13 protein-coding genes and 1 tRNA gene are annotated in these 14516 nt (G+C 57.7%); 10 read left to right on the top strand and 4 right to left on the bottom strand.

Annotated elements, in window-relative coordinates:
* The first annotated feature begins 80 nt into the window (after positions 1 to 80).
* The 5 genes from MTP36_RS09600 (at position 81) to MTP36_RS09580 (ending at position 7680) form a co-directional block, all read left to right on the top strand.
* Positions 81 to 2348 carry a hydratase gene (locus MTP36_RS09600; RefSeq protein WP_442900182.1) on the top strand — a complete coding sequence of 756 codons (2268 nt, stop codon included), beginning with the start codon at positions 81 to 83 and terminating at the stop codon, positions 2346 to 2348.
* Between the two features lie 14 nt (positions 2349 to 2362).
* Positions 2363 to 3223: a PHP domain-containing protein gene (locus MTP36_RS09595; RefSeq protein ID WP_249248749.1), complete on the top strand. Its 861-nt coding sequence runs from the start codon at positions 2363 to 2365 to the stop codon at positions 3221 to 3223.
* Between the two features lie 5 nt (positions 3224 to 3228).
* Entirely contained in the window at positions 3229 to 3492 is a 264-nt protein-coding gene (locus MTP36_RS09590; RefSeq protein WP_112091053.1) for a TIGR03905 family TSCPD domain-containing protein, read from the top strand.
* Between the two features lie 367 nt (positions 3493 to 3859).
* Positions 3860 to 5632: an oleate hydratase gene (locus tag MTP36_RS09585; RefSeq protein WP_249248747.1), complete on the top strand. Its 1773-nt coding sequence runs from the start codon at positions 3860 to 3862 to the stop codon at positions 5630 to 5632.
* A 287-nt stretch (positions 5633 to 5919) separates the two neighbouring features.
* On the top strand, positions 5920 to 7680 hold the full coding sequence (locus tag MTP36_RS09580) for a bifunctional metallophosphatase/5'-nucleotidase (RefSeq protein WP_249248745.1): 1761 nt from the start codon (positions 5920 to 5922) through the stop codon (positions 7678 to 7680).
* A gap of 134 nt (positions 7681 to 7814) precedes the next feature.
* On the opposite strand, the gene MTP36_RS09575 is transcribed toward MTP36_RS09580, so the two are convergent.
* Positions 7815 to 7888: transfer RNA gene (locus MTP36_RS09575), tRNA-Gln, on the bottom strand.
* Between the two features lie 138 nt (positions 7889 to 8026).
* On the bottom strand, positions 8027 to 8254 hold the full coding sequence (locus tag MTP36_RS09570; RefSeq protein ID WP_249248743.1) for a helix-turn-helix domain-containing protein: 228 nt from the start codon (positions 8252 to 8254) through the stop codon (positions 8027 to 8029).
* Between the two features lie 131 nt (positions 8255 to 8385).
* On the opposite strand from MTP36_RS09570, the gene MTP36_RS09565 reads away from it, so the two are divergent.
* From MTP36_RS09565 to MTP36_RS09545, 5 genes are all read left to right on the top strand, one after another.
* Positions 8386 to 9315 carry a hypothetical protein gene (locus tag MTP36_RS09565; protein ID WP_249248725.1) on the top strand — a complete coding sequence of 310 codons (930 nt, stop codon included), beginning with the start codon at positions 8386 to 8388 and terminating at the stop codon, positions 9313 to 9315.
* A 138-nt stretch (positions 9316 to 9453) separates the two neighbouring features.
* Positions 9454 to 9741, top strand: a complete 288-nt coding sequence (locus tag MTP36_RS09560; protein WP_015538363.1) for a hypothetical protein — start codon at positions 9454 to 9456, stop codon at positions 9739 to 9741.
* Positions 9742 to 9861: 120 nt separating this feature from the next.
* Positions 9862 to 10008, top strand: coding sequence for a six-cysteine ranthipeptide SCIFF (gene scfA, locus MTP36_RS09555; RefSeq protein WP_005926683.1), 147 nt, complete (start codon positions 9862 to 9864; stop codon positions 10006 to 10008).
* Between the two features lie 67 nt (positions 10009 to 10075).
* The gene (gene scfB, locus MTP36_RS09550; protein WP_249248711.1) at positions 10076 to 11527 is read left to right on the top strand and encodes a thioether cross-link-forming SCIFF peptide maturase; all 1452 of its coding nucleotides are present in this window, start codon (positions 10076 to 10078) and stop codon (positions 11525 to 11527) included.
* A complete protein-coding gene (locus tag MTP36_RS09545; protein ID WP_249248701.1) occupies positions 11524 to 12942 on the top strand; it encodes an amino acid decarboxylase in 1419 nt (472 codons plus the stop codon). The genes scfB and MTP36_RS09545 overlap by 4 nt, the downstream gene beginning before the upstream one ends.
* Positions 12943 to 13003: 61 nt before the next feature.
* Here the strand turns inward: MTP36_RS09545 and MTP36_RS09540 are convergent, their stop codons facing one another.
* Complete coding sequence (locus tag MTP36_RS09540) at positions 13004 to 13681, bottom strand: TENA/THI-4 family protein (protein ID WP_249248699.1); 678 nt, start codon at positions 13679 to 13681, stop codon at positions 13004 to 13006.
* Complete coding sequence (gene thiD, locus MTP36_RS09535; protein WP_249248697.1) at positions 13674 to 14474, bottom strand: bifunctional hydroxymethylpyrimidine kinase/phosphomethylpyrimidine kinase; 801 nt, start codon at positions 14472 to 14474, stop codon at positions 13674 to 13676. Before thiD ends, MTP36_RS09540 begins: the two co-directional genes overlap by 8 nt.
* Between the last annotated feature and the right edge of the window lie 42 nt (positions 14475 to 14516).

Below are 14516 nucleotides of genomic sequence, written 5' to 3'. Positions count from 1 at the left end.
TGACCCCGCACTGCCGGGGCAATGCCCGCAATTGCGGCGGGCGGGAAATACAAAAAGAGAGGCGAATCGAGATGTTGGATATGATCAAATGCAGCACCGGCGGTGCGTACTATGCGCGCGGAGAGTGGGTGCCCGCAGACGGCAATGCACCCGCTGCACTGGCAGCAAAGGGCTTTGATGCCGCTGCCGTTGCCACGGCTAAGACCGGTACCATGGCCTACAATATTATGCAGGCACACAACACCAGCGGCGATGCCGAGAACCTGAAGATCAAGTTTGATGCCATGGCAAGCCATGACATCACCTTTGTGGGCATTATCCAGACCGCCCGTGCTTCCGGGCTGGAAAAGTTCCCCATCCCTTATGTGCTTACCAACTGCCACAACAGCCTGTGCGCTGTGGGCGGCACGATCAACGAGGACGACCACCGCTTTGGTCTGTCCGCTGCCAAAAAGTACGGTGGCATCTTTGTGCCCCCGCACATGGCAGTCATCCACCAGTATATGCGCGAGCGCTTTGCGGGCTGTGGCAAAATGATCCTTGGCTCGGACTCCCACACCCGCTACGGCGCACTGGGCACCATGGCTATCGGTGAAGGCGGCGGCGAACTGGCAAAGCAGCTGCTGGGCCGCACCTATGACATTGCCCGCCCGGGCGTGGTGGCCATCTACCTGACTGGCAGTCTGCCGGCGGGCTGCGGCCCCCACGATGTAGCCATTGCCCTTGTGGGCAAGCTGTTCAAGAGCGGCTACGTCAAGAACAAGGTCATGGAGTTTGTTGGCCCCGGCATTGCCTCCCTGCGGCAGGATACCCGCAACGCCATTGATGCCATGACCACCGAGACCACCTGCCTGTCTTCCATCTGGGAGACCGATGAAGTCACCCAGCGTTTTCTGGCAGTGCACGGCCGTGCAGCGGACTACAAAAAGCTGGCACCGGCAGACCTTGCCTACTACGATGGCGTGGTGGAGGTGGATCTTTCTGCCATCCGTCCCATGATCGCCCTGCCCATGCACCCCTCCAATGCCTTTACCATTGAGGAGCTGAACGCAAACCTGGAGGACATCCTTCACGCCTGCGAGCAGGATGTGCAGAAGCTGATCGGCCGCAAGGACGTGCAGCTGGATCTGTGCAGCAAGATCGAAAACGGCAAGCTGCGTGTGGATCAGGGCGTTATTGCGGGCTGCGCAGGCGGCCTGTACGACAGCATCTACGAGGCTGCTTCCATCCTCAAGGGTCACACCGGCGGCTGCGGCGACTACGCCCTGAGCGTTTACCCCGGCAGCCAGCCCATCATGATGGAACTGGTGCGCACCGGCGTCATCGGCGAGTTGATGGCCAGCGGAGCTACCATCCGCACCGCCTTCTGCGGCCCCTGCTTCGGCGCAGGCGATGTGCCCGCAAACGGCGCACTGTCCATCCGTCACACCACCCGCAACTTCCCCAGCCGCGAAGGCTCTAAGCCCGGCAGCGGTCAGCTGGCCGGTGTGGCACTGATGGATGCCCGCAGCATTGCAGCCACCACCGCAAACGGCGGCATCCTGACCCCCGCCACCGACATTGATTATGATCCCACCGTGCCGGAGTACCAGTACGATGCTTCCAGCTACGACACCCGCGTGTATCAGGGCTTTGGCAAGGGCGATTACGATGCCCTGCTCAAGTTTGGCCCCAACATCAAGGACTGGCCGGAGATCGCACCGCTGGGCAATAACCTGCTGCTGAAGGTGGCATCCTATATCACCGACCCCGTCACCACCACCGACGAACTGATCCCCTCCGGCGAGACCTCCTCTTACCGCTCCAATCCGCTGGGTCTGGCCGAGTTCACCCTCAGCCGCAAGGACCCGGAGTATGTGGGCCGTGCCAAGGCCGTGCAGGCCGAAGAGAACGCTCGCCGCGCCGGTGCAGGGGATGCTGCTCTGCTGGCAAAGGTGAACGCTGTGCCCGGCTGCGAGCAGCTGAAGTGGAACGATATCCAGATCGCCTCCACCATCTTTGCAGTCAAGCCCGGTGACGGCTCTGCCCGCGAGCAGGCCGCCAGCTGCCAGCGTGTGCTGGGCGCCGGTGCCAATATCGTTACCGAGTACGCCACCAAGCGTTACCGTTCCAACCTCATCAACTGGGGCATGCTGCCGCTGCAGCTGGCAGGTGCCACCCCCTTTGGTCTGGGGGACTATGTGCTCATCCCCAATGTGCGGGAAGCACTCAAGGGCGATCTGCAGAACATCAAGGCCTATGTCCTGGGTGATACCGTCAAGGAGTTTGAGCTGTATATGGCTCCGCTCACCACCGACGAGCGCCAGATCCTGGCTGACGGCTGCCTGATCAATTTCTATAAGCACTAAGGAAGTAACCCGCTATGTCCTGTGACCTGCATATCCATTCCACCTGCTCCGACGGTGCTGTGCCCATTGAGCGGCTGGCACCCATCGCCGCCCGCACCGGGCTGCACGCCATCGCCCTTTCGGACCACGATACTCTGCTCAGCGCCCAGTACGCCTACGCCCACACCGGGCAGGACGGGGTAGAGCTGATTCCCGCCGTGGAGCTGACCGGCTACGACTTTGAGCGCCAGCACCGGGTGCACCTGCTGTGCTACTACCCGGACATTGACTGCCCGGCGCTGCGCGAGCACTGCGCCATCATGAAGGAGCGCCGCAACGCCTGCGCTTTGCAGAGCGCAAAAGAGCTGGAACAGCTGTACCCGCAGTTTACCACCGACCTTGCATGGGAGACCACCAAGGCCAGCGGGGTGCTGTTCAAAAGTGGGCTGATGCAGGCACTGGAACTGCTGGGCCTGACCGATGGCAGCATCTACGGCGAAACCTACCACAAGCTGTTCGGGTGGAACCCCCGGGGCATCGTGCTGCACTCGCCGGAGTATCTGCCGGTGCGTCAGGTGCTGGCTACCGCTAAAGCCAGCGGCGGCGCGGTGGTGTTTGCCCACCCCACGGTGTACAAAAGTATGCCCCTGCTGCGCGAACTGGCGGCAGAGGGCGCAGTGGACGGCATAGAGGTGTACCACCCCAGCAACAGCCCGGAGGACAGCGCCGAGTGCCTTGCCCTGTGCAAACAGTACGGCCTTGTGGCGACCGCAGGTACGGACTTCCATGGCCGCAACCACAAGCACCCGCACCCCATCGGCACCTGCACCGCACCGGACGAAGCCGCAGCGCAGCTGCGCGCCATCGCTGAAAAACGTAAAAGAGAGAGGACGTAAAGACCATGAGCAAGGAATTCTCCTTCCCGAACAAGGGCACCTGCTCCAAGCAGACCAACTTTGTACTGAATGATGACCACACCATTGCATCCATCGAGGTCATCGGCGGCTGCAACGGCAACCTGAAAGGCATCTGCCAGCTGCTTACCGGCATGAAGGCAGAGGACGCCATTGCCCGTCTGGACGGCACGCTGTGCGGCTTCCGCAGCACCAGCTGCCCGGACCAGATCGCCAAGAACCTGAAAAAGGCACTGGAAGAGATGAACTAAACCCACCAGAGAGCCGCTGCACAGAACCTTGTGCGGCGGCTCTCTTTTTGCGCGGGGACGATTTTGAATGCCCGCCGCTATGCTCTGGGCATGAATAGCGGAAAATTATTTTAAATTAGTGTAATGCCGGGCAGCCTGCGGGCTGCCCGGCATTGCACTTTTGAGGGAGTGTTTTAAATGATTTTGCGCTGCGCTTTTATGTCACAATTTGTACGCATTTCCAGCAAATGAAGGCGGATGTAAAAAATCTATACACAGGGCAAAGTTTGTTTGTTGTTCAAGTTCACTTTGCGGGGTATACTGTTGCCATAGAGAACAGCACGATGAAGGCTGTGAAACGAAAATATGAAAGCAGGGAGGCTTTTTTATGTACTATTCCAGTGGCAACTACGAAGCTTTTGCACACCCCAAAAAGCCGGAGGGCGTGGATCATAAATCCGCTTATATCATCGGCTCCGGTCTGGCTGCGCTGACCGCTGCCTGCTATCTGGTGCGCGACGGCCAGATGAAGGGCGAGCACGTCCATGTGTTTGAAAAGAACGCACTGGCCGGCGGCGCTTGCGATGGCTACAAGTACGATATCGGCTATGTGATGCGCGGCGGCCGCGAGATGGATAACCACTTCGAGGTTATGTGGGATCTGCTGCACTCCATCCCTTCTCTGGAGACCGAGGGTGCCAGCGTGCTGGACGAGTATTACTGGCTGAACAAGGAGGATCCCAACTTCTCCTTGTGCCGTGCCACCGTCAACCGCGGCGAGGATGCCCACACCGATGGCAAGTTCGGCCTGTCCGATAAGGGCGCCATGGAGATTATGAAGCTGTTCTTCACCCCGGACGAGCAGCTGCAGGATAAAAAGATCACCGATTTCTTCGATGACGAGGTGCTCAACTCCAACTTCTGGCTGTACTGGCGCACCATGTTCGCTTTCGAGAACTGGCACAGCGCACTGGAGATGAAGCTGTACCTCAAGCGCTATATCCACCACATCGGCGGTCTGCCGGACTTTACTGCCCTGCGCTTTACCCGCTATAATCAGTACGAGTCCATCATCCTGCCCATGGTGCACTATCTGGAAGGTTTTGGCGTGCAGTTCCACTACAACACCAAGGTCACGGATGTGAAGTTTGATATCCAGAAGGGCCGCAAGCTGGCAAGCTCTGTCACCGTGGAGCACGAGGGCGAGACCACCAACATTGATTTGACCGAGAACGATCTGCTGTTCATCACCAACGGCGGCTGCGTGGAAAGCTGCACCGTTGGTGCACAGAATAAAGCCACCGGCTTCGACCCCACCATCCAGCCCGGCAACGGCTGGGATCTGTGGAAGAAGATCGCCGCACAGGATCCCTCCTTCGGTCACCCGGAAAAGTTCTGCTCCGAGCCGGAGCTGAGCAACTGGGAGAGCGCCACCATCACCACGCTGGACGACAAGATCCCTCAGTATATCCGCAAGATCTGCAAGCGCGACCCCTTCAGCGGCCATACCGTCACCGGCGGCATCGTTACCGTCAAGGACTCCAGCTGGCTGCTCAGCTGGACGCTGAACCGTCAGCAGCAGTTCAAGGATCAGCCCAAGAACCAGCTGTGCGTCTGGGTGTACGGCCTGTTCAGCGATAAGCCCGGCGATTACGTCAAGAAGCCCATGCGTGACTGCACCGGCCGCGAGATCTGCATGGAGTGGCTGTATCACATCGGTGTGCCCGAGGATCAGATCGCGGAGCTGGCAGAGCACAGCGCCAACACCGTGCCTGTGATGATGCCCTATATCGACGCCTTCTTCATGCCCCGTGCTATGGGCGACCGCCCCGATGTTGTGCCCGAGGGTGCTGTGAACTTTGCCTTCCTCGGTCAGTTTGCCGAGACCGCCCGCGACACCATCTTCACCACCGAGTACTCCATGCGCACCGGTATGGAGGCCGTGTACACCCTGCTGAACATCGACCGCGGCGTGCCCGAGGTCTGGGGCAGCACCTACGATGTGCGCGCCTTGATCGATGCTACCGTAAAGCTGCGCGACGGCAAGAAGATCACCGACATGGATCTGCCGCTGATCCCGCGTCTGGCTCTGAAGGAAGCCCTGAAGAAGATCGAGGGTACCGACCTTGAGAAGTTCCTCAAGGAGTATAACGCTATCTGATATTTCCTTCTCCTCCGATAGACCCGGCAACGGGTCAACACCCCCTAAAAAAGACCTCTCCGCTGCTCTGCGACAGGGCACGGGGAGGTCTTTTTTGCATGGAATTTGTGTAAAAATGGTACAATATGTGTTAAAATAAAACGAAACGTGAAAATAATTTGTGCCAAAAGAATGATTTTGGCTTGTTTGCGGCGGCGTTCTGTGCTATGCTAGAGCTATTGAAAGGGCAGGAGGGAAGAGCCTGCCTCAAATGCGATACGCCAAAAATAAAAGGAGGTCGTTTTCCTGTGAAACAACTTATTTCCCGTCGCAGCTTTTTAAAGGCTGCTGGTGTGACCGCTGCCGCTGCATCCATGGCCATCGGTGCGCCTGCCGCATCGGCCTGCTGGCTTGGTGATAAGTCTGATGTCACCATCCTGTACACCAACGATGTCCATACCTACATCGACAAGCAGAGCCCCAAGCTGACCTACGCCGCCATTGCCGACCTGAAGCAGAGCTATCAGGACGCCGGTAAGGACGTGCTGCTGGTGGATGCCGGCGACCATGTGCAGGGCACTGCCTACGGCTCCATGGACGAGGGTGCTTCCATCATCAAGCTGATGAACGCTGCCGGTTACGATGTCGCCACCCCCGGCAACCACGAGTTTGACTACGGCATGGACCGCGCCAAGGCCATCATGAAGGAAGCCGACTTCCCGTACCTGTCCTGTAACTGGGTAGATCTGCGCACTACGCTGCGTGTGCTGCCCTCCGTCAAGGTGTTCGTGCGCGGCGGCAGACGCATCGCCTTTGTGGGCGTGACCACCCCCGAGACCTTTACCAAGTCCACCCCGGCCTACTTTATGGATAAGGCACAGCGCAAGTACATCTACGATATTCAGGGCGGCGAGGACGGCAAAAAGCTCTACGATGCCGTGCAGAAGGCCATTGATAAGGCAAAGCTTCTGGCAGATGTGGTCATCGGTCTGGGCCATCTGGGCGTAGATCCCTCTTCCTCTCCGTGGACCAGTGAGGAGGTCATTGCCCACACCAGCGGCTTTGACGCCTTTATCGACGGCCACTCCCATACCGTAATGGAGAACAAGCAGGTGCAGGATGCTTCCGGCAAGGCTGTCACCCTGACCCAGACCGGCTCTTACTTTGCCAACGTTGGCGAGATGACCATCGCTGCGGACGGCACTATTACCACCAAACTCATCCCTACCCACGAGGGCATGGATGCAGGCATCGCCGCTATGCAGACCGGCTGGGTGAATACCGTGGACGACATGCTGGGCGAGAAAATCGCTGTGGGCGACAGCGATTTCTACGTCTCTGACCCCGCCACCGGCAAGCGCCGCATCCGCTCTGCCGAGACCAACCTCGGCGACTTTGTAGCTGACGGCATCTACACCTATTTCAACGAGGTGGAAAAGCTGCACTGTGATGTGGCCATCATGAATGGCGGCGGCATCCGCGCTGACGTGCCCGCAGGCGACTGGACCTTCAAGACCTGCAAGCAGGTCAGCCCCTTTGGCAACGTGGCCTGCCTGATGTCGGTCACCGGCAAGCAGATCCAGGACGCATTGGAGTTTGCAGCCCGCTTTGCAGGCGAGGACGGCAAGGAGAACGGCGGCTTCCTGCAGGTGGCCGGTGCTACCTACGAGATTCACACCGATATCCCCAACACCGTGCAGACCGACGAGAAGAACGTCTGGATCGGCAGCGCCACCGGCACTCCGCGCGTGCAGAACGTGAAGATCTACGATAAGGCCTCCGGCAGCTATCTGCCGCTGGATCCGGGCGCTACCTATGCACTGGCCGGCATGAACTACACCCTGCGCAATCTGGGCGATGGCTTTGCCATGTTTGACGGCGCAGAGCTGATCAAGGACTATGTGTCTGAGGATTATCTGGTGATGTCTACCTACGCTATGATTTTTGACGGCGTGGATGCTGCGGGTCTGCCGCACCTGTCCAGCGCCAACAGCCCGCTGGCCGCTTACTCCGGCTATCTGCTCAATTACGAGCAGCCCTACGGCGCAGGCCGCATCACCATTCTGTAAATTTATATTTCCCGTGAAAAGGCGAACCCGGAAAGCCCTGCGGACTTTCCGGGTTCGCTCTATCTATAATAGTTTTTCCGCGCGGAATCATACAAACAGAAAAGCCACCTGAGTTTCCTCAGATGGCTTTGTTCTGGTTGGGGATGAGAGAATCGAACTCCCACAAGTAGAGTCAGAGTCTACCGCACTACCACTATGCAAATCCCCAATATTCTGTTGTGTTTTGCGGGGTGAGCCGCTCAACGTGTGCTATTATACGGGAAAAGCCCGGAGTTGTCAAGCATATTTTTGAAAAAAGTTGTACTTTTTTGGAAAATGACGCAGCAGCGATGAATGTTTTGCAAAATCAGTCGGTGTGTTTTTCACCGTCCGGTTCGTCCGGCAGATAAACGGCAACTTCTTCAAGGGTGCAGTCCAGAATTTTGCAGAGAGTATTAAGCGTATAGGTGCTGACATTCTCATTTTTGCGTAAACGGCTCAGTTGCCCCGCACTAAAATGGTAATCCTTTAATAATTTATATTGGGAGACCCCACGTTTTTTCATTGTCTCCCAAAGCGGGTCGTATCGAATCATAACATATACCATCCTTGGTGGGTTTTCATAATTAAAGAATAAGAAGTTGGCCGCATATTGACAATTAGCGATAATTGGGGTATTATCAATATGTGGGTAATGCTTTGCAAAATAGGGAAGGATGGCGTCATATGACAGCAGCAGAAATCAAAGAATATCTTGGTATGTGTATTGAGCTTGAAAAAGAAGTTTATACACAGAACCGCGCAATTGCACAACTTCGATACAACATTTCCCTGTTGGGAAACTATAGAATAATCAATGAACCGACCGCACCTGGTAAGACGGTTAATGAAAACGGTATAAACACAATGTTTTGGGGAATGATCCTTGCAGTTACCGGTGGGATTTCAATCGTAATTGCATTGCCTATCAGTTCAGACTTTTTTCTCATCAGTGGCGTTTTGGCATTGCTTATTGGTGGTGGATGCTGGTTTTTCGGAAGGATAATATATGACGAAGACTACAAAAAAGCTGTTAGAAACTATAACAAAAAGGCTGAACAATATAAAGTAGAAATACTTAACGATGCAAAACGTGTAGACGCGGAGAGAATAAAAAAAGCAGTGCTTCAATCAAATATGAACACGCTAAGCGAAGCAAACAAAAAATCGAGAAGATGCTTGCAGCAACTCTATGCTAAAGATGTTCTGTATTCTAAATATCGTAACTATGCATGTGTATGTACACTGTATGAGTACTTTGCTTCTGGCCGCTGTACAACGCTGGAAGGCCATGAAGGGGCATATAACATTTTGGAAAGTGAACTGCGCCTGAACCGGATCATCACGCAGAACGATCAAATCTTAGCAAGCTTAGAAGAAATCAAACTGAATCAGGAAATGCTGTACGATTCGATTCAAGATGCAAATCGAAAGGCAGACCAAATCATTCGCAACTGCAATTATATGTCCAACCAGCTGAACGGTATTCAGGCACAAGGCGCAGAGCTGAATGCCCGCATTGAAAGACTGCAAACAACTTCTGACCTGAACCTTTATGTAAATGCCTGCGCAAAACGTGAAATTGAGTACATGAACCGCGCAAATCGCATTTTCTAAGCGCTTTCTTATAGCCGCTCCCCGGCCTGTCCGGCGGGGCGACTTTTTATGCCTGCCCACGCTTCGGCACATTCTGCGCACTGCACCGCCTATACTGGAAGGTACAAAACCTTGCAAAGTACCAGAAGGAGGATGCCTATGCCGGAACGAACCACACAAAACGCCCAGACCCTGCTTTCACCCCGCGTCCCGCGGGACACCGAGCACGAGCGCTACCACCCGGAACTGGAGGAGGAGCTGAAGGAATGCCTGTTCTGTTTAAAGCGCAACGAGATGATGTTTGATATGGAGGTGGATACCGACCTGATCGAGCAGCGCATCTACGAGCGGCAGGCGCTGCTGTGCCGCTACCGGTACTTACTGGCGCGCGCCCGGGAACTGGGGCTGCATACGGTGCTTACCCGCTACCAGCCCATGGGCGGGTGAAAAGGCTTAGCGAAAAAATCTTGACAAAAGGCGCGCTGCGTGATATCCTATTACAAGATAAAAGCGTACCGGAACTATGTCCGGCGCGATAAATTTTTGAGAGTTAGAGAGGTTTCTATCATGGAGCGTATCAAGACTATTGCTACTCGTGACCTGACCAAGAGCGTTAAGACCGGTGGCTGCGGCGAGTGCCAGACTTCCTGCCAGTCCGCCTGCAAGACTTCCTGCGGCGTGGCTAACCAGCAGTGCGAGAACAGCAACAAGTAATTTCTGCAAACCCTATGCCGCCTTTGCCGGGCGGCATTTTTTTGTGTAATCTGGAATGGAGTGTAAAATGGTACATCAGTATCAATTAAACGGTTATAACATCGTGCTGGACACCTGCAGCGGCTCGGTGCACGTTGTGGACGAGGTGGCTTACGATGTCATCGCCATGTACCCGGAGCATACCGCAGACGAGATCGTTGCCGCCATGCTGGCAAAGTACGGCAGCCGCCCGGATGTGACCGAGGAGGATCTGCGCCAGTGCATCGACGATGTGACCAGCCTGAAGGAAAACGGCAAGCTGTGGAGCCCGGATGTCTATAAGGACATGGCCTTCGACTTCAAAAACCGCAACACTGTGGTAAAGGCGCTGTGCCTGCACGTTGCCCATAGCTGCAACCTGAGCTGCTCTTACTGCTTTGCCTCGCAGGGACGCTACCACGGCGACCGCGCTCTGATGAGCTTTGAGGTGGGCAAGCGCGCCATGGACTTCCTCATCGAGAACAGCGGCACCCGCCGCAATCTGGAAGTGGACTTCTTTGGCGGTGAGCCGCTGATGAACTTTGAGATGGTCAAAAAGCTGGTGGCCTACTGCCGCGAGCAGGAGAAGATCCATAACAAAAACTTCCGCTTTACCATGACCACCAACGGCGTGCTGATCGATGATGACGTCATCGATTTCTGCAACAAGGAGTGCCACAACGTAGTGCTGAGTCTGGACGGCCGCAAGGAGGTCAACGACCGTTTCCGCGTGGACTGTGCAGGCAACGGCAGCTACGACCGCATCGTGCCCAAGTTCCAGGAGTTCGTCAAGAAGCGCGGCGACAAGAACTACTATATGCGCGGCACCTATACCCACTATAACACCGACTTTACCAACGATATCTTCCACATGGCAGACCTCGGCTTTACCGAGCTGAGCATGGAGCCGGTGGTCTGCGACCCCAGCGACCCCAGCGCCCTGACTGAGGCCGACCTGCCCATCCTGAAGGAGCAGTACGAGATCCTTGCCAAGGAGATGATCAAGCGCGACCGCGAAGGCAGAGGCTTTACCTTCTACCACTACATGATCGACCTGACCGGCGGCCCCTGCATCTATAAGCGCATCTCCGGCTGCGGCTCCGGCACCGAATACATGGCGGTTACCCCGTGGGGCGATCTGTACCCCTGCCACCAGTTCGTGGGCGACCCCAAGTACCTGCTGGGCGATATCTGGAAGGGTGTCACCAACACCGCCGTGCGGGATGAGTTCAAGCACTGCAACGCCTACGCCCGCAAGGAGTGTCAGGACTGCTGGGCAAAGCTGTACTGCTCCGGCGGCTGCGCTGCCAACTCCTACCATGCCACCGGCAGCATTACCGGCGTGTACGAGTATGGCTGCGAGCTGTTCAAAAAGCGCATGGAGTGCGCCATCATGATCAAGGTCGCCGAGAATCAGGAGCTGGCAGCCAAGGGCATTGAGGTGCCCATTGAGCTGGGCTCTACCTGCAACGCCTGTGCTGACGGCGAAGCCTGCGAATGAGCATGACCACCCCCATCGTGGATTTTGTGCGCAGCTATGCACAGTCCGGCACCGCCCGGCTGCACATGCCCGGCCACAAGGGGCAGAGCCTTTTAGGCTTTGAGCCGCTGGATATCACCGAGATCTGCGGTGCAGACGAACTTTACGCGCCGGAGGGCATTATTGCCGAAAGCGAAGCCAACGCCACCCGGCTGTTTGGCACGGTGCACAGCTATTACAGCACCGAGGGCTCGTCCCAGTGCATCCGCGCCATGCTGTTTCTGGCGCTGCAAGGCGCACCGCAAAACGGCGAGCGCCCGGTGCTGCTGGCTGCCCGCAACGCCCACAAAGCGCTGCTCTACGCGGCGGCGCTGCTGGATTTTGACATCTGCTGGCTTTGGCCGTCTGCGCAGGCAGAGGGTACGCTGTGCAGCTGCCCTGTCACAGCCGAAGCGCTGACCGGGGCTTTGCACGCGCTGGCGCAGCAGGGGATAAGCCCCTTTGGTGTGTACGTCACCAGCCCGGATTATCTGGGCGGGATGCAGGACATCCCGGCGCTGGCCGCTGTCTGCCGGGCGCAGGGCGTGCCCCTGCTGGTGGATAACGCCCACGGAGCCTATCTGCGCTTTCTACCGCAAAACTGCCACCCCATCGCGCAGGGCGCGGCCATGTGCTGCGACTCTGCCCACAAGACTCTGCCGGCGGTCACCGGCGGCGCGTATCTGCATCTGGCGCACGATGCCCCTGTGCAGGACGAAGCGGCCGTGCGGGGGGCGCTGGCACTGTTCGGTTCCACCAGCCCTTCCTACCTGATTCTGCAATCGCTGGATGCCTGCAACGCGGTGCTGGCAGGGGACTACCCTCAGCGGCTGTCACAGTGCTGCGCCGCGCTGGAAGGTCTGCGCCGCAGCCTGAATAAGGCCGCAGCGGCGCGGCAGTGCCCGGTGCCACTGGCAGTTGCCGGGGCACAGCAGGAGCCGATGAAGCTCACACTGGATGCCGCCGCCCTTGGCTGCACCGGCACAGCGCTGGCGGAATCCTTGCGCCGCGCACAGCTGGAGTGCGAGTACGCCGACCCCCGCTATGTGGTGCTGATGTTCACCCCGGAAAACCCGCCGCAGGACTTTGAACGCCTGCAAACGGCGCTGGAACAGCTTCTGACTGCCGTGCCCGCCGGACTGCCCCGCCCCGAGAACCGGGCAGGAGAGTTTGCCGCCTTGCAGCAGCAGGCGGTGCAGCGCTGCACCATCCGGCAGGCGGTGCTGGGCGCACAGGTGCGCGTCCCGGTGCACAAGGCACTGGGACGGGTGTGTGCTATGCCTACGGTATCCTGTCCGCCCGCCATCCCCGTGGCGGTCAGCGGCGAGGAGATCACCCCGGCGGCCATCGCCCTGATGCAGCGCTACGGCATCGAGGAAATCTCGGTGCTGCGATAAAGATTTTATAAGAAGAGAACCCGGAAGGTCTGCGGACCTTCCGGGTTCTCTATATTTATTCTTAAATATCCGTCCGGGGTGTGGCGCACATTTCCCAGAAGTGCAGCTCGTGCTCCGAGCAGGCGCGGAAGATTGCGCGGCAGCGGGCGGCGCGCTCCGGCGAAAGGCCGGTGCAGGCTACCTCGGCTCTCTCTGCCCATGCGCGGCAGGCGGCATCGTAGCCGGGGCCGGCGTAGTCCAGCACCAGCGGGCCGTAGTAGGTGTCCTTTACGGCGGGGGAACGCTGCAAAAGCTTCTGGAACAGCCAGCCGTAGCTCAGCATACAGGGCAGGCAGGCCATCAGGCACTCGGCTTCGCCCTCGCCGTTGCGGGCAGCGTCGATCATGCAGTCCAGATAGGCGCGGCTTTCCGGGCGCAGGGGCAGGGCTTGGATATCCGCCTCGCGCAGACCGTACTCTTCCAGATATCGCAGCCGGGTCAGGTCCTCGTTCTCCTGCACAAAGGACAGCAGGGAATAGTAGGTACGCATGGCAGCCATGGTGGTGGCCTTGGTCATGCCCCACGCAAAAATTTTGGCGTACTCCCGCAGATACAGGCTGTCCTCCACAAGGTAGCTTTTAAAGCAGTCCTTGCTCAGGGTGCCGTTCTCCATCTTTTGCAAAAACTCGGTCTGCAAACACTGTTCCCACACAGGCAGGTCGGCCTGTACCAGCGCCGAAACAAAGGGCAGGTCAGTCACGGACAAAATCTCCCTTCAGGTTGAAGGTGTGATCCATGGGCCCGGAGCCGTGTCCTAAATCCAGCATGGCAGACAGACAGCCGGAAATGTAGGCCTTGGCGCGCTCCACGGCGGTGTCAAGGTCGTAGCCCTTGGCAAGATTGGAGGCGATGGCGCTGGACAGGGTGCAGCCGGTGCCGTGGGTGTTGGGGTTTGCAATGCGCTTGCCCTTGAACCACTTGCCGGTGCCACCGCGCCACAGCAGATCGTCAGCGTCGTTGATCTGGTGACCGCCTTTGCACAGCACGGCGCAGCCGTAGCGCTCGCTGATGGTGCGGGCAGCAGCTTCCATGTCGGCAGCGTTTGCAATGCTCATGCCGGACAAGATCTCAGCCTCCGGGATGTTGGGGGTAAGCACCTCAGCCAGCGGCAGCAGCTTTGCGGTCAGCGCCTGCACGGCATCGTCCTGCAGCAGCTTTGCGCCGGAGGTGGCCACCATCACAGGGTCTACCACGATGTGCTTTGCGCCGTAGAAGTGCAGCCGCTCGGCGATGGTGTCGATGAGCGGGGCAGAGGATACCATGCCGATCTTTACCGCATCGGGGTAGATATCGGTGAACACGGCATCGAGCTGCTGTGCCAGAAACTGCGGCGTGGTGTCAAAAATGGCGGTCACACCGGTGGTGTTCTGTGCCGTCAAGGCGGTAATGGCGCTCATGGCAAACACGCCGTTGGCGGTCATGGTCTTGATATCGGCCTGGATCCCGGCGCCGCCGCTGGAATCACTGCCGGCAATGGTCAATGCAGTTTTCATGGATAAAATGCTCCTTTACAGCAAAAATGCGGATATGCCCGC

Origin of the sequence: Faecalibacterium sp. I4-1-79 (assembly GCF_023347235.1) — a bacterium.
GTDB classification, from domain to species: domain Bacteria; phylum Bacillota; class Clostridia; order Oscillospirales; family Ruminococcaceae; genus Faecalibacterium; species Faecalibacterium tardum.
Note: the sequence above shows the minus strand (reverse complement) of the source record. Positions and strands in the feature narration are given on the sequence as shown.

Bases quoted from the DNA above. Each gene is read 5' to 3' on its own strand.
- MTP36_RS09565 (WP_249248725.1), top strand. From the start codon at position 8,386: ATGACAGCAGCAGAAATCAAAGAATATCTTGGTATGTGTATTGAGCTT.
- MTP36_RS09585 (WP_249248747.1), top strand. From the start codon at position 3,860: ATGTACTATTCCAGTGGCAACTACGAAGCTTTTGCACACCCCAAAAAG.
- MTP36_RS09595 (WP_249248749.1), top strand. From the start codon at position 2,363: ATGTCCTGTGACCTGCATATCCATTCCACCTGCTCCGACGGTGCTGTG.
- MTP36_RS09570 (WP_249248743.1), bottom strand. From the start codon at position 8,254: ATGATTCGATACGACCCGCTTTGGGAGACAATGAAAAAACGTGGGGTC.
- thiD (WP_249248697.1), bottom strand. From the start codon at position 14,474: ATGAAAACTGCATTGACCATTGCCGGCAGTGATTCCAGCGGCGGCGCC.
- scfB (WP_249248711.1), top strand. From the start codon at position 10,076: ATGGTACATCAGTATCAATTAAACGGTTATAACATCGTGCTGGACACC.
- MTP36_RS09545 (WP_249248701.1), top strand. From the start codon at position 11,524: ATGAGCATGACCACCCCCATCGTGGATTTTGTGCGCAGCTATGCACAG.
- MTP36_RS09600 (WP_442900182.1), top strand. From the start codon at position 81: ATGATCAAATGCAGCACCGGCGGTGCGTACTATGCGCGCGGAGAGTGG.
- scfA (WP_005926683.1), top strand. From the start codon at position 9,862: ATGGAGCGTATCAAGACTATTGCTACTCGTGACCTGACCAAGAGCGTT.
- MTP36_RS09590 (WP_112091053.1), top strand. From the start codon at position 3,229: ATGAGCAAGGAATTCTCCTTCCCGAACAAGGGCACCTGCTCCAAGCAG.
- MTP36_RS09560 (WP_015538363.1), top strand. From the start codon at position 9,454: ATGCCGGAACGAACCACACAAAACGCCCAGACCCTGCTTTCACCCCGC.